This is a genomic window from Pseudomonas sp. SG20056, assembly GCF_031764535.1.
GTDB lineage: Bacteria > Pseudomonadota > Gammaproteobacteria > Pseudomonadales > Pseudomonadaceae > Aquipseudomonas.
Map to the genome: position 1 here is coordinate 1,282,024 of NZ_CP134499.1, position 21,120 is coordinate 1,303,143.

At 62.8% G+C, this 21,120-nt stretch carries 17 protein-coding genes; 5 read left to right on the forward strand and 12 right to left on the reverse strand.

Going from position 1 to position 21,120, the window contains the following annotated elements:
* Positions 1 to 56: 56 nt before the first annotated feature.
* A complete protein-coding gene (locus tag RHP75_RS06155) occupies positions 57 to 422 on the forward strand; it encodes a winged helix-turn-helix domain-containing protein (protein ID WP_311090946.1) in 366 nt (121 codons plus the stop codon).
* Here the strand turns inward: RHP75_RS06155 and RHP75_RS06160 are convergent.
* The 3 genes from RHP75_RS06160 to dksA form a co-directional block, all read right to left on the reverse strand.
* Complete coding sequence (locus RHP75_RS06160) at positions 417 to 8,921, reverse strand: GH36-type glycosyl hydrolase domain-containing protein (RefSeq protein ID WP_311090947.1); 8,505 nt, start codon at positions 8,919 to 8,921, stop codon at positions 417 to 419. The two genes, RHP75_RS06155 and RHP75_RS06160, sit on opposite strands and share 6 nt — an antisense overlap.
* A gap of 304 nt (positions 8,922 to 9,225) precedes the next feature.
* The gene (gluQRS, locus tag RHP75_RS06165; RefSeq protein ID WP_311090948.1) at positions 9,226 to 10,113 is read right to left on the reverse strand and encodes a tRNA glutamyl-Q(34) synthetase GluQRS; all 888 of its coding nucleotides are present in this window, start codon (positions 10,111 to 10,113) and stop codon (positions 9,226 to 9,228) included.
* A gap of 60 nt (positions 10,114 to 10,173) precedes the next feature.
* Positions 10,174 to 10,617: an RNA polymerase-binding protein DksA gene (dksA, locus tag RHP75_RS06170; protein ID WP_090251641.1), complete on the reverse strand. Its 444-nt coding sequence runs from the start codon at positions 10,615 to 10,617 to the stop codon at positions 10,174 to 10,176.
* A 196-nt stretch (positions 10,618 to 10,813) separates the two neighbouring features.
* Here dksA and RHP75_RS06175 point away from each other — a divergent pair, with 196 nt between their 5' ends.
* Together RHP75_RS06175 and sfsA are read left to right on the forward strand one after the other, a co-directional pair.
* Positions 10,814 to 11,995 carry a pyridoxal phosphate-dependent aminotransferase gene (locus RHP75_RS06175; protein ID WP_311090949.1) on the forward strand — a complete coding sequence of 394 codons (1,182 nt, stop codon included), beginning with the start codon at positions 10,814 to 10,816 and terminating at the stop codon, positions 11,993 to 11,995.
* Positions 11,985 to 12,692 carry a DNA/RNA nuclease SfsA gene (gene sfsA, locus RHP75_RS06180; RefSeq protein ID WP_289239690.1) on the forward strand — a complete coding sequence of 236 codons (708 nt, stop codon included), beginning with the start codon at positions 11,985 to 11,987 and terminating at the stop codon, positions 12,690 to 12,692. Before RHP75_RS06175 ends, sfsA begins: the two co-directional genes overlap by 11 nt.
* Positions 12,693 to 12,713: 21 nt before the next feature.
* Here sfsA and RHP75_RS06185 read toward each other — a convergent pair whose 3' ends face one another.
* Together RHP75_RS06185 and RHP75_RS06190 are read right to left on the reverse strand one after the other, a co-directional pair.
* The gene (locus RHP75_RS06185) at positions 12,714 to 13,892 is read right to left on the reverse strand and encodes a glycosyltransferase family 1 protein (protein ID WP_311090950.1); all 1,179 of its coding nucleotides are present in this window, start codon (positions 13,890 to 13,892) and stop codon (positions 12,714 to 12,716) included.
* 58 nt (positions 13,893 to 13,950) lie between these two features.
* A complete protein-coding gene (locus tag RHP75_RS06190) occupies positions 13,951 to 14,853 on the reverse strand; it encodes a LysR family transcriptional regulator (protein ID WP_311090951.1) in 903 nt (300 codons plus the stop codon).
* An 82-nt stretch (positions 14,854 to 14,935) separates the two neighbouring features.
* On the opposite strand from RHP75_RS06190, the gene RHP75_RS06195 reads away from it, so the two are divergent.
* Positions 14,936 to 16,057 (forward strand): SRPBCC family protein, encoded by a 1,122-nt coding sequence (locus tag RHP75_RS06195; protein WP_311090952.1) that lies wholly within the window; start codon positions 14,936 to 14,938, stop codon positions 16,055 to 16,057.
* A gap of 4 nt (positions 16,058 to 16,061) precedes the next feature.
* Here the strand turns inward: RHP75_RS06195 and cysZ are convergent, their stop codons facing one another.
* Complete coding sequence (cysZ, locus tag RHP75_RS06200) at positions 16,062 to 16,814, reverse strand: sulfate transporter CysZ (protein WP_167145542.1); 753 nt, start codon at positions 16,812 to 16,814, stop codon at positions 16,062 to 16,064.
* Positions 16,815 to 17,082: 268 nt separating this feature from the next.
* On the opposite strand from cysZ, the gene trxB reads away from it, so the two are divergent.
* Positions 17,083 to 18,030 (forward strand): thioredoxin-disulfide reductase, encoded by a 948-nt coding sequence (gene trxB, locus RHP75_RS06205; RefSeq protein ID WP_311090954.1) that lies wholly within the window; start codon positions 17,083 to 17,085, stop codon positions 18,028 to 18,030.
* A 57-nt stretch (positions 18,031 to 18,087) separates the two neighbouring features.
* On the opposite strand, the gene RHP75_RS06210 is transcribed toward trxB, so the two are convergent.
* From RHP75_RS06210 to folE, 6 genes are all read right to left on the reverse strand, one after another.
* Entirely contained in the window at positions 18,088 to 18,675 is a 588-nt protein-coding gene (locus RHP75_RS06210) for a putative glycolipid-binding domain-containing protein (RefSeq protein WP_311090955.1), read from the reverse strand.
* Positions 18,676 to 18,848: 173 nt separating this feature from the next.
* Positions 18,849 to 19,193, reverse strand: a complete 345-nt coding sequence (locus RHP75_RS06215) for a HopJ type III effector protein (protein ID WP_311090956.1) — start codon at positions 19,191 to 19,193, stop codon at positions 18,849 to 18,851.
* Positions 19,193 to 19,483: a DUF1244 domain-containing protein gene (locus RHP75_RS06220; RefSeq protein ID WP_160013515.1), complete on the reverse strand. Its 291-nt coding sequence runs from the start codon at positions 19,481 to 19,483 to the stop codon at positions 19,193 to 19,195. The genes RHP75_RS06215 and RHP75_RS06220 overlap by 1 nt, the downstream gene beginning before the upstream one ends.
* Positions 19,484 to 19,547: 64 nt before the next feature.
* On the reverse strand, positions 19,548 to 20,156 hold the full coding sequence (locus RHP75_RS06225; RefSeq protein WP_311090957.1) for a shikimate kinase: 609 nt from the start codon (positions 20,154 to 20,156) through the stop codon (positions 19,548 to 19,550).
* Between the two features lie 15 nt (positions 20,157 to 20,171).
* Positions 20,172 to 20,543, reverse strand: a complete 372-nt coding sequence (gene folX / locus RHP75_RS06230) for a dihydroneopterin triphosphate 2'-epimerase (protein ID WP_311090958.1) — start codon at positions 20,541 to 20,543, stop codon at positions 20,172 to 20,174.
* Positions 20,543 to 21,103, reverse strand: coding sequence for a GTP cyclohydrolase I FolE (gene folE / locus RHP75_RS06235; protein ID WP_269382030.1), 561 nt, complete (start codon positions 21,101 to 21,103; stop codon positions 20,543 to 20,545). Before folE ends, folX begins: the two co-directional genes overlap by 1 nt.
* Positions 21,104 to 21,120: the final 17 nt, after the last annotated feature.

Genomic DNA, 21,120 nt, shown 5'->3' on the forward strand with positions numbered 1-21,120 from the left:
CGCCTGAGTGATTCAGGCGTTAGTCTGCGCAGCGTATCCCCCGCTGTGGTCGCCGCATGTACCGTCTTGATCTGAAAATCCGCCTGCATAACGGTTCTGATATTGCCATTGGCCCCGGCAAGGCCGAGCTGTTGGCTGCCATCGCCCAGCACGGTTCGATCAGCGCCGCCGCGCGCGCCATGGGCATGTCCTATCGGCGCGCCTGGTTGTTGGTGGAAACCATGAACCGCAGTTTCAAACAGCCGCTGGTCAGCACCCTGGCGGGCGGCAAGCAGGGCGGTGGCACCCAGCTCACCGCCACCGGCGAGCTGATTCTGCAGCGCTACCGCGCCCTCTATGCCGCCGCTCTGGCAGCGGTGCAGAGTGGTTGCGACGAGCTGGCCGAACTGCTGGCCGAGCCGCCCGCTAACAGCGGCCTATAACTCAATCCGCAAGCGATGCGCCGCGCCATCCAGGGCGACTTTTAATGGCCCTTGCGGGCAAGTGATGGGCTGCTCGTCCAGCCAGGCTTGGCGAATGCCCTGGCTGCGTTGCGCCGGGTTGCTCAGCTCAATCTGGTAGTGGCTGCCAGCCAGGGCGATACGTGCGCTAAAGCCCGGCCAGTCGGGAGGGATGCAGGGGTTGAGCAACAGCCAGTCACCCTCGCGGCGAATACCGAGAATCCCTTCCACGCCGGCGCGGTGCATCCAGCCGGCTGCGCCGGTGTACCAGGTCCAGCCGCCCCGGCCGTTGTGCGGCGCCACCGCGTAAACATCGGCGGCCAGCACATAAGGCTCGACCTTGTAGCGCTGGCAGGCCTCAGGGCTGTTGCCGTGGTTGATCGGGTTGACCAGGTCAAACAGGTCGAACGCCTGCTTGGCCGAGCCGAGCTGGCAGTACGCCAGAATCGCCCACATCGCCGCATGGCTGTATTGCCCGCCGTTCTCGCGCAGGCCCGGCGGATAACCCTTGATATAGCCAGGCTCCAGCGGGGTTTTGTCGAACGGCGGGGTGAACAGCAGGGCGATGCCATCGTCCTCGCGAATCAGCTGGCGTTGCATGGCAGCCATGGCCATGTTCGCCCGCAGTGGATCGGCGCTGGCGGACAGCACCGCCCAAGACTGGGCAATCGAGTCGATCCGGCATTCGCTGCTTTGCACCGAGCCGAGCCAGGTGCCGTCATCGAAGGTCGCGCGGCGGTACCACTGGCCATCCCAGGCATAGGTTTCCAGCGCCAGGCGCAGCTGCTCGGCGTGCGCTCGCCAGCGTGCCACGCGGGGGCTGTCATGCACCTCGGCGTAGGGCGCGAACAGCGCAATGGTGCGCAGCAGCAACCAGCCCAGCCACACGCTTTCGCCTTTGCCGTGCTCGCCCACGCGGTTCATGCCGTCATTCCAGTCGCCGCCGCCAATCAGCGGCAGGCCCAGTTCGCCGGTCAGCTGCAGGCATTGGTCGAGGCCACGGGCGCAGTGCTCGAACAGCGAAGCCGGCGCATCGGCCTGCATCGGCTGGAAGAACGCGTCATGTTCGCCAGCGGTCAGCAGCGGGCCTTCAAGAAAGTCCAACTGTTCATCGAGAATCGCCGCATCGCCGCTGCACTGGATGTACTGCGCGGTGGCGTAGGCCAGCCACACCCGGTCATCGGAGATGCGCGTGCGCACGCCCTGGCCGGAATGCGGCAGCCACCAGTGCTGCACATCGCCTTCGACAAACTGGCGGCTGGCGGCGCGCAGGATATGCCCGCGGGTGATCGAGGGGCTGGCGAAGGTCAGCGCCATGCCGTCCTGCAGCTGGTCGCGGAAGCCGTAGGCGCCGCTGGCCTGATAGAACGCCGAGCGCGCCCAGACGCGGCAGGCCAGGGTCTGATAGAGCAGCCAGCCGTTGAGCATGATGTCCATGGCGCGGCTTGGCGTTTGCACCTGCACCGCGCCGAGCACGCGCTGCCAGTGCGCTTGCACCTTGAGTAGCACGGCGTCCAGATCGGCCTCGCGGTACTGCGCAATCAACGCGCTGGCCTGCTGCTCGCTGGCGCATTGGCCGAGGAGCCAGAGCACTTCAATGCTTTCCCCGGGTTGCAGCTCCAGCTGGCATTGCAGCGCGGTGCAGGGGTCGAGCCCCGCACCGAGGTGGCCGCTCAGCGGCGCCAGGCGGGCCAGGGCGGCGGGTTGTGTGAGGCTGCCGTTACGCCCGATAAACTCGCTGCGATCCCCCGTCCAGCTGCTTTGCCGCCCGCCCAGGTCGCTGAATGCGCTGCGCCCGGTAAAGGCGATGCTCCACGGGTTGCGTATCAGGATGGCGCCGGTGGCGCTGTCCTGCTGACTGACGATAAACGGCGCGCTGGCCGCCCGCGTGCTGCCCAGCACCCATTCGGCATAGGCGGTAACGCTCAGCCGGCGTGGCCGCCCGGAGAGGTTGCGCAGGGTCAGCCGGGAGATCTTGATCGGGTCTTCCAGCGGCACGTATTGCAGCAACTCCATGGCAATGCCGCCGGCCTGGTGGCTGAAGCGGCTGTAGCCAAAGCCATGGCGGGCTTCGTAGTAACCGCTGTCGCGCAGCGGTTGGGCGGTGGGGCTGAACAGCGCCAGGCTGTCTTCGTCGCGTACATACAGGGCTTCGCCCGGTGGGTCGCTGACCGGGTCGTTGGACCAGGGCGTGAGCTGGTTTTCCCGGCTGTTGTCGGCCCAGGTGTAGCCGCTGCCTTCGGCCGAAGCCTGAAAGCCGAACTGCGGATTGGCGATCACGTTGATCCACGGCGCCGGGGTGTTGCTCCAGGCGTCCAGGCGCACCAGGTACTCGCGGCCATCCAGGTCGAAACCGCCCAGGTCGTTGGCAAACTCCAGCGGGCTGGGCGGCGGTGCGTGGAATACCGGAATGGGCTGCGCACTGTGGTTGCTGGCGCTTGGCGGTACGGGGCTGGGGCAGGGCGGTATACGCGCCAGCTGCTCGGAAATCGGCCCGCGATGCGCCACCAGCAGCACCCTGGCGACGGCCTGCAGGCGTTCGCGGTATTCACCGCTGAGCAGGTCGGCACGCAGCACGAATACCGCGCCCTGCGCCAGTTCGGCGGTAAAGCGGGGGCGTGATTGGCTGCTGCGCACGGCAGTTTCAATGGCCACCTGCAGATCCTGCAGGTAGGAGGAGGCATGCTCGTTGACGATCACCAGGTCCACGGCCAGGCGCTTCATCCGCCAGTACTCGTGGGCGCGCAGCAGTTGCCGCACCTGGGCAATGTCTTCGGCGTCACTGATGCGCAGCAGGACTATCGGCAGGTCGCCGGAAATCCCCTGGGACCACAGCCCGGACTGGCTGCCGAGGCCGCGCAGCAGGCTGGCCGGCGGTGCGCGAAAACGCGAGTCGGCATACAGGATCGGTGCCGCCAGGCGTTGAAAGTCGGCAGCTTCGGCGGCGAGCATGTCGAGGTGGCGCAATTGCACCTGGGCCTGGGTCCAGGCCAGGGTTTTCGCGCGCTCGAAGGCGCTGCGGTCGTGGTGCTTGTCGATCAAATCAAGCAGCGCCTCACGGGTAGGCGCCACCACCGTCCAGAACGCCACACGGGCAATCTTGCCGGGCTCGATCAGCAGACGCTGGCGCAGCGAGAAGATCGGGTCCAGCACCGTGCCGACGGTATTCGATAGGCGCTGGCCCTGGCGGATTACCGCAGCGGCATGCAGCGCACAACTGCGTCCGAGAAACTTCGCGCGGTCGGACTCGTATTGCGGCTCGGCACTCACTTCACCTTCAATCACGGCAAAGTGCGCGGCCCACAGCGACGGTTCGCTGGCACTGCGCGGCCGGCGTGTGGCAATCAACGCGCCGAAGGCTGGCAGGTACTCGGTGACCACAAACAACTTGGAGAACGTCGGGTGGGCGTTGTCGCTGGCGGCGCTGGCCATTACCAGTTCGGCGTAGGAGGTCAGTTCGATCTCCCGCGTGATGCGGCCGCTGTTGGTCAGCGAGACGCGGCGCACTTCACCGTCGTCTTCGCCGGACACCAGCACTTCTAGGCTGGTGCTGAGATTGCCGTCGTGGCGGCTGTAGCTGGCGTAGTCCTCGGCGAACACCACTTCGTCATAGGGGTTGCTGCTGCTCGGCTGCGCGCCCAGGGACCAGCGGGTGCCATTGAGGGTGTCCCAGAGAAAGATAAAGGAGCCGTGCGAGTCGCGGGTGCTGTCTTCTTGCCAGCGGGTGATGGCGATGTCGCGCCAGCGGCTGTAACCCGCGCCGCTGGCGGTGAGCATCACGCTGTACCGGCCGTTACTGAGCAGGTGAGTAACCGGCGGATTGCCGTTGAAGTGGTTCAGTCGGCGTTCGTTGTGCAGCGTGCAGTCGGCTTCTGTGGCGCAGGCGCTGACTTCTTCGGCGCGCGGATGGGCGACCGCAACATTGCGTGGCATACGTTCCTGCAACAGCAGCTCGCAGGCCTGGATCATGGGTTCGCGGTGGAAGCGCGCCCGCATCTGGCCGTCATGCAGGGTGTTGGCAATGGCGACGATGCTCATGCCCTGATGGTGGGCCATAAAGTTACGCACGATGGCGAAGGGCTGCTCATCCGGCAGGCGGGTGCGGGTGAAATCCAGCGCTTCATAGAAACCATAACGGCCCAGGGCGCCCATCTCATTCAGGCGGCGGTAGTTAGCCAGGGCGCCTTGCGGGTCGACCATGGTGGCCAGGCCGGTGGCGTAGGGGGCAATCACCCGATTGGCGGACAGCCCGCGCTTGAGGCCCAGGCCCGGTACGCCGAAGTTGGAATACTGGTAGGTCTGCTCCATGTCGCGGGCGTTGTAGGCCGATTCGGAAATGCCCCAGGGGATGCCCAAATCATTGCCATAGGCGGCCTGGCGCGCGACTACCAGGCGGTTGGTCTGCTCCAGCAGGCTGCCGGCGGGGGCACGCATCACCAGCGAGGGCATCAGGTATTCGAACATCGAGCCGGACCAGGAAATCAGTGCCGAGCCGCTGCCCAGTGGCGTGGCAGTGCGGCCCAGGCGAAACCAGTGACGGGTGCTGACATCGCCCTTGGCGATGGCGAACAGGCTGGCCAACCGCGCTTCCGAGGCGAGCAGGTCATAGCAGCTGCTGTCCAGGCTGTTGTCAGCCAGGCAGAAGCCAATCGACAGTAGCTTGCGTTCCGGTTCCAGCAGGAAGGCGAAATTCATGCCCAGGGCCATGTTGCGTGCCTGCTCCGCGACGCTGCGCAGCGCGTCGTGCAGGGTTGTGCGTTGGCTATCCGTCAGCTCGGCATCCTGCTGCAGATCGCCCAGGGCCTGGGTGAGGGCCTGCAGCCAGAACAGCAATTCGCCGGCCTGGTTATCCGTGTCGAGTGGGGCGAAGCCGCTGGCCAGCTGCGTGGCTTTGTCACTCAGGCGCAGCAGGGCTGGCAGCAGGCTAAACAGCGGCTGCGCGCCATTCAGGCCGGCTTCGATCTGTTGCAGTAATTCGTGCAGTTGTTGGCTGCGTTCGCTACTGGCAGTCGGCAGGGCCGCCAGCGCGGTGCGGGCCAGTTGTACGTTGTCGTCGATACCCTGGCGGGCGTCCGCACTTACGGGGGCTTTCAGCCATTCTTCGCAGGCATTGGCCACCACCAGCAGGTGGCCGGCCAGGTTGCCGCTGTCCACTGATGACACATAGGCCGGCGCCAAAGGGCGCAAATCCTCGGTGTCGTACCAGTTGAAGAAGTGCCCGCGATGGCGCTGCAACTGCGCCATGACTGCCAGCGTGGCCTGCAGGCGGGCGACGGTGCGCTCGGTGCCGGCCCAGCCGAAATCACGGGAGGCGATGGCGGAGAGCAGGTACAGGCCCATATTGGTGGGTGAGGTGCGGTGGGCAATAACCGGCTTGGGATCTTCCTGAAAGTTATCCGGTGGCAGCTGGTTGTCGGCTGGCGTGACGAAGGTTTCGAAGAAGCGCCAGGTACGCCGGGCAATCAGGCGTAGCTCGTTGCGTTGCGTCGGGTCGATCAGCAGGCGTTTGGCCATGCGTGGCGAACGGCTGACCAGCATGGCAATTGCCGGTGCGCTGAACCAGAACAATGCGAAGGGCAGTACCAGCGGCCAGATGGCCGGTGACCAGAACAGGGCCAGAGCGCACAGCAGCAGGCCGAGCGTGGTGCCGCCGGCCATGCCGCAGTAGAAACCCAGCAGTTTCAAGCGCGGGCTGATCGCCGCCTGCGCGGCGGTGGTCCATTCCAGCAGATTACGTCGGGTGATCAGCAGGCGGGTCAGGGTACGGCTGATCGCATCGAGCATGCGCCAGCTTTGGTCGGCGAGGAATGTCAGGTTCAGCGCGCTTTGCAGCAGGGCCAGCAGCAGGTCATCACGCAGCTTGCCGAGGTGGCTGCGCCAGCGGATACCGGCGCGTGCCGGCAGCAGGCCGAAGCACAGTGGCAGCAAGGCGGGGATCAGCAGGCTGGCAATCAGCAACAGGCTGGCGCTCAGCGCTGCTGGCAAGGGCAGCAGCCAGCTCAGGCCCAGTGCCGTCAGGGTGGCCGGCGCCAGCAGGGAGCGGCGCAGGTTGTCGAGCATCTTCCAGCGGCCGATGCTCGGCAGCGCCGGTTTGCCGTGTAGCGGCCCGAAAATCCATGGCAGCAGCTGCCAGTCGCCCCGCGTCCAGCGGTGCTGACGCTTGCTGGCGACGTCGTAGCGTGAGGGGAATTCCTCGACCACTTCCACATCCGAAGCCAGGCCTGCGCGAGCGAAGACGCCTTCAAACAGGTCATGGCTGAGCAGGCTGTTTTCCCTGACTCGGCCGGCCAGCGCGGCCTCGAAGGCGTCGATGTCGTAGATGCCCTTGCCGGTAAAGGAGCCTTCGCCGAACAGGTCCTGATACACATCGGACACGGCAGCAGCGTAGGGGTCCATGCCGCCGGGACTGGAAAACACCTTCTGGTACAGCGAGCCTTCGCGCTGCAACGGCAGTGATGGGGTCACCCGGGGTTGCAGGATCGCGTAGCCGCCGACCACCCGTTGTAGCTCGGTGTTGAAGCGCGGTTGGTTCAGCGGGTGGGCCATCTTGCCGATCAGACGCAGCGCTGCATCGCGGGGCAGGCGGGTGTCGGCGTCCAGGGTGATGACGTAGCGCACCGCGTCCGGCACGCGCTGGCTTAGCCCAGGCACCGGGGTAAAGCTGGTGTCATTGGCACCGCGCAGCAAGCGATTGAGTTCATGCAGCTTGCCGCGCTTGCGTTCCCAGCCCATCCAGACGTTTTCACTGGGGTTGAACTGCCGCCGGCGGTGCAACAGGAGAAAGCGACTGCCGGCGATACCTGGCCCGTAGCGCTGGTTGAGCTGGTCGATGGCGGCGCTGGCCAGTTGCAGCAGGGCGTCGTCGCTGGCCAGGTGCTCCTGGTCGGCATCCAGGCCATCGGTGAGCAGGGCGAAAGTCAGGTCGCCGCCATGCCCGGCCAGGTGATGCACTTCCAGGCGCTCGATCTGCTCCAGCAGATCAGCCTCGTTGCCGAGCAGGGTCGGTACGGCAATCAGCGTGCGCAGGCTGCTGGGCACCCCTTCGCTCAGCTCCAGGCCCGGCAGGCCCATGGCGCCAAAGCTGGAACTGACCGCGCGATTGACCAGCGCGGTGGCCACTTCAGTGGCCGGCAGAAAGCCCAGCACACCCAGCGCCAGCAGCCAGCCGGCAGTCACTCCCTGGCTAGCCAGGCTGTACAGCGCCAGACCCAGTAGCAGGCTGGCCAGGCCAACGATGGCGCCGACGTAGCCGGTCATACCGAGGTGGATATGGCCACGGCTGATGCGCAGGCGCAGCGGCGGACGAAAATCGATGCGCTGCTCCAGCGCCAGGCGGCCTTCGGCGATCAGGTGGTAGCCGGGGTCGCTTGTGCGCGGATCTGCGTTCTGGGTTGCACTGGCCTGCTGTGTGGCCAGCAGCGCCTGTTCGGCAACTTCCAGTTCGCTGCAGCGACTGCCTCGGGCCAGTTGTTCGATGGCGCTGCGGTACTGGTTGCGGGTGGCAAAATCCATCGCGGCAAAATCGCTGCGTGCGCCCAGGCGGGCATCCACCAGGCTGACGTTCTCGAACAGCTGCGCCCAGTCGATGGAGGAAATCAGGCGCATGCTGTTGATGATGTTGCGTACCGTAAGGTTGGACGCGCCCTGGCGCTGCTGCGCATGTTGCACCACTTCATCGATGCTGCTGCCCTGCGCGCCGAGGCGCTCTTCCAACCAGCCCAGTGCCGGGGTGGTGAGCGGGTCATGGTCACGCAGGCGCTTGGCCAGTTGTGCGGCAAACGGCTCGCTCAACGCGGTGCGGGCGCGCTCGTGCAGTTCCCTGTCGAGCGCCGCGTGCGGGGCATCTTTACCCAGCAGGCGGCTGGCCAGGGCGTCGGCGTCGGCCCGTGCGCTGCGCCCGGCGGTCATCTGGTCGGCCAGGCGACGCAGGTTTTCGATCAGCACGATGCGCAGGGTAATCGCCACGGCCCACAGCTCGCCGATGGTCAACGGCTGCACCTGCTGATAGGCGACGATAAAGCGCTGCAGAATGTCCGGGTCGAAGTGGCTGTCGGTGTGAGCGATAAACGCCCAGGCCATGCCCAGTACCCGTGGATAACCGGCAAAGGGACCGCTGGCGAGTTTCGGCAGTTGGCGGTAATAGCCCGGCGGCAGGTCATCGCGGATCTCGCGAATCTGCTCTTCGACCAGGTGATAGTTGTCCAGCAGCCACTCGGCTGCCGGTACCACGCCACGGCCGTTGGCCAGTTCCGCAGCACTGGCGCGGTAGGCCGCAAGCAATACCTTGGCGTTGTCGTTCAGCCGGCGATGCAAGGACAGCACGGCGGGCGGCTTGCTGCTGATCGGTTGGGCAGCGGCCAGGGTGTAGGCGTGTTGTTCGAGGCGTTCGATGCCGAACAGTTCTTCGCGTACCGGGGCGTGATCAAGCCATGGCGAGGGTGCAGCGGCATGGCTGAATAGAGCAGAAAAGACGGAGGTCATAGGGCGCGGTTCCAGCCATCATTGGCATGCGCGATGGGCGTCGAGGTGCGAGACCCATCTGAGAAACCGCGACAGCGGACCTACGAAGTCACGATTGCCGTGCCCCTGTTGCTTCGCCGTGCTGATATTGCATATTGGCCGCAGACGCTTGTGTGTCCGGTCAACACCCAAGACCCGGGTACCGCGATGGCGAAGTAAACCTGCACCATCGGGAAGAATGCTGTCGCAGCATTGTCGTCACCCTACAGCACGCTGCTGGCTGGCGTCTGTTCGCTAGCGGACATAGGCACAAATGTGTCGACGTTTAGCGAAGTTGGGCTTCGGCGAGGGTCAGGCTGCGCGGAATAAGCGATGCATCCCAGTGCTGGCTGGCCCAGCGCAGCAGTTCGGCAGGCTGGCCATGGGGGGCGCCGTCCGGCAACGGTTGGCCAAGCGCACGCAGGGCGCGAATCAGCAGTGGAGTGGCCTGATCGGCCGGTAGCGGTGGCGAGCGGTAGGATTTGCCGAGCTTGTGGCCATCGGGCTGGATGATCAGCGGTACATGCAGATAGCGCGGTTGCGAAAAGCCAAGCAGCTCCTGCAGGTACAGCTGGCGCGGGGTGGAGTCGAGCAGGTCTGCACCGCGCACTATATCTGTGATGCCCTGCCAGGCATCGTCGAGCACCACGGCCAGTTGGTAGGCATACAGGCCATCGCGGCGGCGAATCACAAAGTCACCGACCTCGCGGCCCAAGTGCTGGCGGTAGTCGCCTTGTACGCGGTCGACAAAGTGGTAGCTCAGCTCCGGCACGCGCAGGCGAATCGCCGCATCGGCAAAGCCGTGGCCGGCATTGCGGCAAGTGCCAGGGTAGATGCCCTGAGTGCCTTCCAGTTGCTTGCGTGAGCAGGTGCAGGCGTAGGCCAGACCCTGGCTGAGCAGACGTTCGACCAGTGCAGCATACTCGCCGTGACGATTACTCTGGCGCACCAGTTCGCCATCCCATTCGAAGCCGTAACTTTCCAGGGTTCTGAGAATGCCTTCTTGGGCGCCGGCGACTTCGCGTGGCGGGTCGAGGTCTTCCATACGCAGCAGCCAGCGGCCATTTACCGCGCGCGCGTCAAGGTAGGACGCCAGGGCTGCGACCAGTGAGCCGAAATGCAGGTAACCGCTAGGTGTGGGGGCGAAGCGGCCGATATACGCGGGTGTGTTCATGTCTGGCACACACAGGGAGGCAGAAACAACAGAGGGTGCCGAAGCACCCTCTGGTTCAGATCAGGAACCGATCTGTTTTTCTTTGATTTCCGCCAGGGTTTTGCAATCGATGCAAAGGGTGGCGGTGGGGCGTGCTTCCAGTCGGCGGATGCCGATTTCTACGCCGCAGGAATCGCACCAGCCGTAGTCGTTGTCTTCGATCAGTTGCAGGGTTTCGTCGATCTTCTTGATCAGCTTGCGCTCGCGATCACGGGCACGCAGTTCCAGGCTGAATTCTTCTTCCTGGCTGGCGCGGTCCGCTGGATCGGGGAAGTTGGCTGCTTCGTCCTGCATGTGGTGCACAGTACGATCAACTTCCTGCATCAATTCCAGCTTCCACTTGTTGAGGATGCCGGTGAAGTGGGCGCGCATCGGCTCACCCATGTATTCCTCGCCCTTTGTTTCTTTATAGGGCTCAAAACCACGAGTCAGTTGGCTGCTTTTTGCTTTTGCTTTGGTGGGCATGGATGACCGCCTCTCACTCTCTCTAATCCACTGCGCAGGACGGTGTCCCTTGCCGATCCTACGTCGCGTAGAACTGGCCCTGCGGCTGCAAGCGGGCGAACTTACCAGAACAACTCAGCCTGCGCCACTCCCGGTTGTCGAAGCTGCGTTGGGTATGCTTTAGAATCCGCGGCTTAATCCAGACCAAGGCAGTCCCATGGCTCAGTCCTACAGTGCGCGCAGCCGCGCCATAGAACCTTTTCACGTGATGGCGCTGCTGGCCCGTGCCAATCAGCTGCAGGCCGACGGCCATGATGTGATCCACCTGGAAATCGGTGAGCCGGATTTCACCACCGCCGCGCCGATTGTTGCCGCCGGGCAGGCGGCGCTGGCCGATGGGCACACCCGTTACACCGCCGCGCGCGGCCTGCCGGCCCTGCGTGAGGCGATTTCCAGTTTCTATGGCCAGCGTTACGGTCTGGATATCGATCCGCAGCGCATTCTGATCACCCCCGGCGGCTCGGGCGCTTTGCTGCTGGCCACCAGCCTGCTGGTTGACCCCGGCAAGCACTGGTTGTTGGCCGATCCCGGTTACCCCTGCAATCGACATTTTTTGCGCCTGGTCGAAGGTGCGGCGCAGCTGGTTCCGGTTGGCCCTGATGTGCGTTATCAGCTAACGCCCGACCTGATTGAGCGTTATTGGGATCAAGATAGCGTCGGCGCCTTGGTGGCTTCGCCGGCCAACCCCACCGGCACCTTACTCAGTCGCGACGAGCTGGGCGGGCTGTCGAAGGCGTTGAAAGCGCGCGGCGGGCATCTGGTGGTGGATGAGATCTACCACGGCCTGACCTACGGTGTAGACGCTGCCAGCGTGCTGGAAGTGGACGACGAGGCCTTTGTGCTTAACAGTTTTTCCAAGTATTTCGGCATGACTGGCTGGCGCCTCGGCTGGCTGGTGGCACCACCGGCCGCCGTGCCGGAACTGGAGAAGCTGGCGCAGAACCTCTATATCAGCGCGCCGAGCATGGCTCAGCATGCAGCCTTGGCGTGTTTCCAGCCGCAGACCCTGGAGATCCTCGAACAACGCCGCCACGCGTTTCAGCTCCGTCGCGATTTCCTCCTGCCAGCGTTGCGTGAACTTGGCTTCAAGATCGCTGTGGAGCCGGAGGGCGCCTTCTATTTATATGCCGACATCAGCGCCCTCGGCGGTGATGCCTTTGCCTTCTGCCAGCACTTTCTGGAAACCGAGCATGTGGCCTTTACCCCTGGCCTGGATTTCGGCCGCTACCAGGCCGCGCAGCATGTGCGCTTTGCCTACACCCAGGATTTGCCGCGTCTGCAGCAGGCGGTGGATCGCATCAAGCGTGGTTTGAACAGCTGGAAGCCCCATGCAGTTTGATCCGCCTCTGGAAGAAGGGCGCCTGCTACGTCGCTACAAGCGCTTTCTCGCCGATATCGAGACCGCCAGCGGTGAGCTGCTGACTATCCACTGCGCCAATACTGGCTCGATGCTCAATTGTATGAGCGAGGGCGCGCGTATCTGGTTCAGTCGCAGCAACGACCCTAAGCGCAAGCTGCCAGGCACCTGGGAAATCGGCGAAACGCCGCACGGCCGTCTGGCGGTGATCAACACCGGGCGCGCTAATGCCCTGGTGGAAGAGGCCTTGCGTGCCGGGCTGATCGCCGAGCTGAACGGCTTTACCAGCCTCAAGCGCGAAGTGCCTTACGGTCAGGAACGCAGCCGTATCGACTTTCGTCTGGACTACCCCGCAGGTGCGGCGTTCGTCGAAGTTAAGAGCGTCACCCTGGGGTTCGCCGACAGCCGCGTCGCCGCCTTTCCCGATGCGCGCACCGAGCGTGGCAGCAAACACCTGCGTGAATTGGCGGCACTGGCCCGTGAGGGCATTCGCGCGGTGCAGCTGTATTGCGTGAACCTGACGGACATTGATGCCGTGCGCCCGGCCGAGGAGATCGACCCGGCCTATGCCGCCGCTTTGCGTGAGGCGGTGAGCGCCGGTGTGGAAGTGCTGGCTTACGGCGCGGCGATCAGCGCGCAGGGTGTGCAGCTGATCAAGCGTCTGGATGTGCGGTTGTAGGAACGGGGCTTCCGTTCCTCTTTAATGCTGCGTTCTGCCGGCCGGTAACGCTTGCACAGGTTGCATGGCGCTGCGCAGATGCTGCTCGAACAGCTCGACAATCGCCGGCCAGCCCTGACGTGAGGCATGTAGCCGCGCATTCAGGCGCACTCGGCGCAGGCCCTCTTGGTCGGTGAGCAACCAGCAGGCGGCGTCGATAAAGCCTTGTTCGTCCTCAGCCACCGCAAGCGCGCCGTTGTGGCCGTGGCGTATATGTTGCGCGGCCGCCGCTTGATCAAACGCCACCACGCCAAGCCCGGAAGCCAGGGCTTCGAGCACCACATTGCCGAAGGTTTCCGAGAGGCTGGGAAACACAAACAGATCGCCCGAGGCGTAATGCGCAGCCAGCTCTTCACCGCGCTGCAGGCCGCAGAACACCGCTTCGGGCAGTTGCTGCTGCAGGCTGGCGCGCTGCGGGCCATCCCCGACCAGAATCAGTTTCAGCCGCCGCTGCGGGTGCGCCTGTTGCAGCGCCCGAAAGCTCTTGCTGAGCAGGGCCAGGTTCTTTTCCGCCGCCAGGCGGCCGACATGCAAGATGGCGATGTCCTGTTCCGCCAGGCCCCAGCGCTCGCGCAAGGCCTCGCTGCGTTTGGCCGGGTGGAACAGCTGGCTGTCGACGCCTCGCGAGAGCAGTTCCAGGTTGTCGAAGCCACGCCGCTGCAGCTCGACCTGCTGGCTAACGCTGGGCACCAGGGTCATCTGCGAGCGGTTGTGGAACCAGCGCAGGTAATTGGTCAGCAGGCGGGTTAACAGGCCAAAGCCGTAATGCCCGGTGTATTGCTGAAAGTTGGTATGAAAACCGCTGACCACCGGGATCTGCAAACGCCGCGCCGCACGCAGGGCGGATAAGCCCAGCGGCCCTTCTGTGGCGATATACAGCACATCCGGGCGCTGCCGTTGCCAGCTGCGCAGCAGCTTGTGCAGCGACGACTGACCCCACTGCAAACCGGGGTAACCGGGCAGCGGCCAGCCACGGGTCAGCAGCAGATCTTGGTCGGCCGCACCGCGCGGGTCGACGTTCTGCCGCGGACGCACCAGTTGCACACGATGGCCACGGCCACGCAAGCCGTCGACCAGGCGCCCGAGGGTGTTGGCCACGCCATTGATTTCCGGCGGGAAGGTTTCGCTGATCAGCGCGATATGCAGGGAAGCTGTGCTCATGGCAGCAGTGTCCGCTGCCGCTATGTAATGACTGTGACGCTTTGGTTGCGTTTGTATTTCAGTCGAGCAGTTCGATCAGCTGTTGGCGCAACCAGGCGTGCGCCGGGTCGAGGTGCTGTTGCTGATGCCAGATCAGGCTGACCTGCACCGGCGGCATATCGAAGGGCAGCGGCGCGATTTCCAGCGCATGCACCGGAGCGAAGGCTTCGGCCAGACGCGCGGGCACGGTGCCGAGCAGATCGGTCTGGGCGACGATGGCCGGGATCGGCAGGTAGTTGGGCAAATGCAGCGCCGCCTGCCGGCGCACCCTGGCCGAGCCGAGGACGATTTCCAGCGGCGAGCCACGTCCGGCGCGCGGCGTTACCGTGATATGCCGCGCCTGTTGGTAATCCTCCAGGCTTAGCCCGCCGATAAAGGCCGGGTGGTCGGCGCGGCCAATGGCCACCAGCGGTTCTTCGCGCAGCGGCGCGTAATGCAGGTCAGGCGAATCGAAGTGCAGGTAGTCGATGGCCAGGTCCAGCGCACCGCTTTCCAGGCGTTGCACCAGGCTGTCGGCATCATCGGCTTGCACCAGCAGCTCGACCTGCGCAGCGTTGCGCGCCAGGTGTGCTTGCAGCATGGGCAGCAGCGCAGCTTGTGCGTAGTCATTCAGCGACAGGCTGAAGGCGTGTGGCGTTTGTGGATCAAACGGCTCGGCCGGGCCCAGGCCGGTCTGCAGCAGGCGCAAAGCCTGACGTACCGGCAGATACAACGCCTGGGCGCGGGCGGTGGGCGTTAGGCCCCGGGCCGTGCGCAGAAACAGCTCTTCGCCGAGTTGGTGGCGCAGGCGGGCGAGGGCGTTGCTCACGGTTGACTGGCTCAGGTGCAGGCGTTCGGCCGCGCGGGTCAGGTTGCCTTCCTGCATCAGTGCATCGAAGACCAGCAGCAGGTTGAGGTCGAGCTGACGCAAATTCGTTATCAAGAATAATGCTCTTTCTGAATATCCATTATCGGAATGATCTGGCCGCGCCTAGACTGCTGTCAATCCGCTCAGGAGTTATGCCGTGGCCTACAACAATGACAATGCCCAGGCTTTCCGCACGCGTTATCGGGATGCCATCCACCCGCTGTACAACCCCTGGCTGCATGCCGCCTTTGTGCTGGCCTATGGCCTGACCTGCATCAGCCTGCTGTGGCGCACGCTGGACGCGGTGGCGCTTTGGCAATGGCTACTGGTGCCCCTGAGCCTGGTGTTCTTCAGCTGGGGCGAGTACCAGGTGCACAAGCGCCTGGGGCACAACAAGACGCGCTTCGGTCAACTGTTCTACAAGCGCCACACGGGCGATCACCACAGCTTTTTTATCGAAGGCCAGATGCGCTACGAGACGCTGCGTGATTGGCGGGTGATCCTCTTTCCTGCCTGGCTGATTGTGCTCTACAGCCTGCCGCTGCTGGGTATCTGGTGGGGGCTGTCACACCTCGACGGCAACCTGGCGGCGCTGTTCGCCGGCAGCATGCTGCTGGGCTATATGAGCTATGAAGTGGTGCACGCCTGCGAGCATCTGCCGGCCGAGCATCCCGTCGCGCGGTTGCCGTGGATTCGCCAGATGCGCCGCCTGCATGCGTTGCACCATCGCCGTGAGCTGATGCATGCGCGCAACTTCGGCATCGTCCATCCGCTGATGGACTGGCTGTACGGCACCTTGCACTGGGAGCCGGAGCCGACGTATCAGCAGAATCGCCAGCAGCATCGCATTCGCCTCACCCGCCCGGCGGACGAGGTGCTGAGTTATGCAGCCGCGCCGGCGCATTGGCCCGAATGGCATCCATCCTCGTTGCGCATCTACGGCCGCGAGGACGCGTTGCTCGCCGGTGAGGTATTTGAGGAAGACATTCACGCCGGTTGCCGCGCCGGGCATCTGCGCTGGGATGTGCTCGACTACCAGCCAGGACGCCGCTGGCAAGCCAGCGCTCGTGGTGATCACGGGCTGGCGTTGCTGCTGACCTACGAGTGCACAGAAGTGGAAGGCGGTTGTGAGTTCGTGCGTACCCTGGAATACGGCTTCGACGGCCTGCTGATGCGTTTGGCTAATCGCCTGCTTCTAAGCCGGCGTATTGAGCACGAATCCCAGACCTCGATGCAGGCGCTGCGCGCGGTACTTGAGCGCAGCCAACCTGCAGGGTGATGACTTAGGAAGTGGACGTAAGCGCCTGTTCCTGACGCTCACGCACCCAGAACACCGTGGCGCCGGCCACTGCTGCCGGCATCATCAGGATATTCAACCCTGGCACCAGCAGTGCGGCGTAGGTAATGCCGCCAAAACCCAGGCTCTGCCAGCGTTTCTCCCGAAGCCAGGCGAGCATGTCTTGCCAGCTCATCTTGTTGTTGTCTGCGGGGTAGTCGATGTACTGAATCGCCATCATCCACACGCCAAACAGCAGCCACAGCGGCGCGGCGATCAGGTTGACCACCGGGATAAAGCTCAGGATCAGCAGGCCAATGGCGCGGGGCAGAAAGTAGCCCAGCTTGCGCATCTCGCGGCTGAGGGTGCGTGGCACCATGGCAGTCAATTCGGCCAGGCTGAAGGGCGGAAAATCATCCTGCCCGCGCACCACCACTTCGACCTTCTCCGCAAGAAAACCGTTAAACGGTGCGGCAATGATATTGGCCAGCAGGGTGAAGGTGAAAAACACCATCAGCAGTACCAGCACGACAAACAATGGCCACAGCACGTATTCAAGAAAGCTCAGCCAACTCGGCAGGCTGGGCATAAAGGTCTCGACCCAGCCACTGAACTGCTGCATGGAGATCACAATCAGCGCAGTAAACAGGATCAGGTTGATCGTCAGCGGCAGCAGCACAAACAGCCGCAGGCCGGGGCTAAGGACCAGTTTCAGGCCTTCGCTGAGGTATTGCGGGCCGGTCAGCACGGGGGCGTGCATGGGAGGAGTCTCCAGGAAGTTGAAGTCGCGCCGACCTTACCGGCTTTGTGTGGCAGGTGAAAGCCTCTGCAACGGACGCTAACGATTGCCGGTGTGCGCTTATAGCGCTTGACTATGCACAGTATTGGCAAAGCATATTTCCGCAGTGCGTCGGGCAGGCATAGGCTGCGCAGCATCCCTTTGTGGGGCTTTCGACCTTATTACCTTCCCCTAGGTCCTCGCGAAAGTCCCTTTTTATTGCTGCCGGCAATGCCGGGAGGAGCTGTTGATGTCTGCTGATCGTCATGCCCGCGTGATCATTCTGGGCTCCGGCCCTGCCGGCTACAGTGCGGCGGTTTATGCCGCGCGTGCGAATCTCAAGCCCTTGCTGATCACCGGCCTTCAGGCCGGCGGCCAGTTGACCACCACCACTGAGGTGGATAACTGGCCCGGTGATGTACATGGCTTGACGGGGCCGGCGCTGATGCAGCGCATGCAGGAGCATGCCGAGCGTTTCGAGACGGAAATCGTCTACGACCACATCAATGCCGTTGACCTGGCCGGTAAGCCGTTCACCCTGGTCGGCGACAGCGGCACCTACAGCTGTGATGCGTTGATCATCGCCACCGGAGCCAGCGCCCGTTATCTGGGCTTGCCCAGCGAAGAAAGCTTTATGGGTAAGGGCGTTTCGGCGTGCGCCACGTGCGATGGTTTCTTCTACCGCAACCGTGAGGTCGCGGTGGTCGGTGGCGGCAATACGGCAGTGGAAGAGGCGCTGTACCTGGCCAATATTGCTAGTAAGGTCACCCTGGTACACCGCCGGGAAACCTTCCGCGCCGAGAAGATTCTGCAGGACAAGCTGCAGGCGCGGGTCGCCGAAGGCAAGATCGTGCTCAAGCTGAATGCTGAGGTCGATGAAGTGCTCGGCGACAACATGGGCGTGACGGGTGTGCGGGTGAAGAACAACGATGGCAGCTTTGACGAGCTGAACGTTGATAGCCTGTTCGTCGCCATTGGCCATACGCCGAACACCTCGCTATTCGAAGGCCAGCTGGCGCTCAAGGACGGTTATCTGGTGGTCAACGGTGGCCGCGAAGGCAATGCCACTGCTACCGGCATTCCTGGCGTGTTTGCTGCCGGCGATGTGGCTGACCACGTTTACCGCCAGGCCATCACCTCGGCCGGTGCCGGTTGCATGGCGGCGCTGGATGTGGAGCGTTATCTCGACGGTCAGTAAGTCTGAGAATGCAAAAAGCCTCGATTTAATCGAGGCTTTTTGTTGTCTGCGGTCTACCTAGACCCAGGTATTCAGCTTCAAATCCCGCGAACTCATGCGCAAAAACTGATCGCTGGCTTTGACCAGCAAGGCGTGTTCGTCGACGGTCAGCTCGCTGCTCTTTTTACCCTGCGCTTCACTGCGGTAGAGGGTTTTTCCGCCTTCTTCGCGTAGGCGCTGGTAGCGCTGGCTGCGTGCTTCCACTTTTAAGGTCAGCAGGTCGACATAGGCCACCTGCATCAGCTCGCTCTGCCCGGTTTCCAGGGCGCAACGCTGCAGGGCAGGGGTGTGGGTGAAGGGCGATTCGGAGAGCATCACCTGCTGGCATTCGCTGAGGTCCGGGCGTGGCTCGCCGTTATGGAACCAGTTGCCACGGATGTCACGTTTGAGGTTAAGGCTGCGTTGGCCGTGGTTGTCGACCTTCAGCCACAGGCGGCGAAAGCGCCAGCGTGGGTCGCAGTTGAGCACGTAGGTGGCGGCGATGCTGTGGCCTTGCAGGCTTTGCATCAGATGACTGGTGGCGTTGATGCCATGTTCATCGATGTTCAGGCGCAGGTTTTCCACGCCGGGGTTGTGCCATGGTTTCCATACCAAGGTCTGCTGCATCTAAGCGACTCCAAGCCAGGTAGGGTTGGAGAAACCGGGGAAGCACGGCCATGGCGCAGCACGGAGCACCTTCCCTGGTGTTCTCGTTCAAGTATTGGCGCGCAGCATAGGAGGATTTAAGTGTGATGTCTGTCAGCTTTTGCCGACAGTTGCGCAAGTTTCTGCGCGCGTAATTACAAGCTGTTGCGCTCTAATGACGGCTGCTCGAAACGTACGCCCGCCAGGCCGGTGTCCATCAGTGCGCGGATATTGCCGTGATCGCTGCCGCTCGGGGTGGCCAGTACGCTGCGGTAATGCTCACCAAAGCACAGCAGGGTTTCTTCCAGGCTCAGACCTTCGAGCAGGGCCAGGCCGAGGGTTTTGCATGAGCCTTCATTCTGCCCGGCAGCATTGTGCACGCTGCCATTGCTGAAGGCGCTGGGCTGGTACTGGTAGTGCTCGGCGATAAACGCCAGGGTTTCGGCGAAGGTGAAGTGTTCGCTGCGCAGCTTGGCGCGAAAGTCGTTGAGGCCGCTCATTACTTTTTTCCTTTGCTGAAAGCAGCCTGCTGTTCGGCGCTGGCTTCCTTTTGGTATTTGGCTTTCCACTCGGCATACGGCATGCCGTAGACCTCTTCACGTGCCTCATCCGGGGTGATGGCAACGCCGATGTCGTCGGCTGCAGCCTTGAACCACTTGGACAGGCAATTACGGCAGAAACCAGCGAGATTCATCATGTCGATGTTCTGCACATCGGGGCGCGAGCGCAGGTGTTGCACCAGGCTGCGAAAGGCGGCGGCTTCAAGTTCGAGGCGTTCTTGCTCGGTCATGGCGATGCTCTCTAAAGGCAGGCGGGAGGCGTTGGCGGCGATGATAAGAGCATGGTGCGTGCTGTCAATTATTTCCCTGGCAGCAGGACTGATCTGGGGTGGTTGCAGTAAGCGAAGTGAATGATTTGAACTGTCTGCTCGTCGCCACGAACGCCCAAATCTCGATTGCCAGCTCGGCAGGGCTGCTGCTGAGGAAGCGTTGACATTGAAAGCCCATGAAAATCGGAAGGCGGTAGCGTATTCGAGCTTCTTCTCTCTCTCGATCACAGTCCAAATACGGGCGCTGTAGTTGTCGGTGCACGATGAGTGCAACACATTCCTCTGTTTCAAAGGATGGCAGGAGTAGTGCGCTTAGACTGTGACGTGAAATTTCCGTCACTAGCTCTGAGTAACTGGCATCGAGATCAGAGGGGTAGGTCATGAACCCGGACGAAAGTACAACGACAGTTGGATCGAGAATTTTTCCAACAATTGCCCGGTAATTCAGAACATTTTTGCGGGCGTATGCAACATAACCATAAGTTCTAATGAAGTGAGAGATGTCTCCGACGTTCTCTATGAAGTAAATATCTAGATCAACCACTGGAATGCCAAAATTCGTCGATAGCAACGCGCCAACCGTCGACTTTCCTGCTCCGCCTGGGCCAAGGATATGTGCAATAGCTGTTGTCATTGCGGCTAAGCGACTCTAACGGTGGGCGGAGAGGGTAATCGACACCGATTCGGCAAAGCGCAGGGCGTGCAGCTTGTCGACTTCCACTTCGGCATAGCGTACTGCCGTGTTTTCCATCACCAGATCGAGGATTTCCTGAGTCAGGCGCTCGAGTAAGGCGAAACGGTTGCCTTCGACGTGGCTAATCACTGCCTTGGTGATGGTGCGGTAGTTGAGGGCGTGGTCGATATCGTTGTCACGCACGGCGTCGGCAGCGGGGTAGAGGATAGTCAGGTTGATCAACACGTCCTGCTTGTTGTTGATCTCCTCTTCCTTGATGCCGATGTAGGTGCGCAAGCGCAGGTCTTTGACGCGGATGCGCGCCATCCCAGGTTCCAGTCGCGGCATTACTTGCTCCGTCCGATCAGTTGCAGGAATTCGTGGCGAGTGTTGCAGGATTCACGGAAGGCTCCAAGCATCACCGAAGAGGTCATTACCGAGTTCTGCTTCTCCACGCCGCGCATCATCATGCACATATGCTTGGCTTCGATCACCACGGCCACGCCAGCGGCGTTGGTGACCTGCTGGATCGCGTCGGCGATCTGCTTGGTGAGGTTTTCCTGAATCTGCAGACGCCGGGCGAACATGTCGACGATGCGCGCTACTTTCGACAGGCCGAGTACCTTGCCGGTGGGGATATAGGCCACATGAGCCTTGCCGATAAACGGCAGCATGTGGTGTTCGCACAGTGAGTACAGCTCGATATCACGGACGATCACCATCTCGTCGTTATCCGACTCAAACAGCGCGCCGTTGACCACTTCTTCCAGGCTCTTGTGGTAGCCGTTGCACAGGTACTGCATGGCCTTGGCAGCACGCTTTGGTGTGTCCAGCAGACCTTCGCGTTCGGGGTTTTCACCAACGCCGAGCAGGATCTCGCGGTAGTGGTTGGGCAGTTCTGGAGTCATTGCAAGGTCCTCGCGGC

Coding starts and splice junctions, on each gene's coding strand:
- folX (WP_311090958.1), bottom strand. CDS start 20,543: ATGCCGCGACTGGAACCTGGGATGGCGCGCATCCGCGTCAAAGACCTG.
- RHP75_RS06220 (WP_160013515.1), bottom strand. CDS start 19,483: ATGACCGAGCAAGAACGCCTCGAACTTGAAGCCGCCGCCTTTCGCAGC.
- RHP75_RS06155 (WP_311090946.1), top strand. CDS start 57: ATGTACCGTCTTGATCTGAAAATCCGCCTGCATAACGGTTCTGATATT.
- RHP75_RS06210 (WP_311090955.1), bottom strand. CDS start 18,675: ATGCAGCAGACCTTGGTATGGAAACCATGGCACAACCCCGGCGTGGAA.
- sfsA (WP_289239690.1), top strand. CDS start 11,985: ATGCAGTTTGATCCGCCTCTGGAAGAAGGGCGCCTGCTACGTCGCTAC.
- gluQRS (WP_311090948.1), bottom strand. CDS start 10,113: ATGAACACACCCGCGTATATCGGCCGCTTCGCCCCCACACCTAGCGGT.
- trxB (WP_311090954.1), top strand. CDS start 17,083: ATGTCTGCTGATCGTCATGCCCGCGTGATCATTCTGGGCTCCGGCCCT.
- RHP75_RS06225 (WP_311090957.1), bottom strand. CDS start 20,156: ATGACAACAGCTATTGCACATATCCTTGGCCCAGGCGGAGCAGGAAAG.
- RHP75_RS06160 (WP_311090947.1), bottom strand. CDS start 8,921: ATGACCTCCGTCTTTTCTGCTCTATTCAGCCATGCCGCTGCACCCTCG.
- dksA (WP_090251641.1), bottom strand. CDS start 10,617: ATGCCCACCAAAGCAAAAGCAAAAAGCAGCCAACTGACTCGTGGTTTT.
- RHP75_RS06185 (WP_311090950.1), bottom strand. CDS start 13,892: ATGAGCACAGCTTCCCTGCATATCGCGCTGATCAGCGAAACCTTCCCG.
- RHP75_RS06175 (WP_311090949.1), top strand. CDS start 10,814: ATGGCTCAGTCCTACAGTGCGCGCAGCCGCGCCATAGAACCTTTTCAC.
- RHP75_RS06215 (WP_311090956.1), bottom strand. CDS start 19,193: ATGAGCGGCCTCAACGACTTTCGCGCCAAGCTGCGCAGCGAACACTTC.
- cysZ (WP_167145542.1), bottom strand. CDS start 16,814: ATGCACGCCCCCGTGCTGACCGGCCCGCAATACCTCAGCGAAGGCCTG.
- folE (WP_269382030.1), bottom strand. CDS start 21,103: ATGACTCCAGAACTGCCCAACCACTACCGCGAGATCCTGCTCGGCGTT.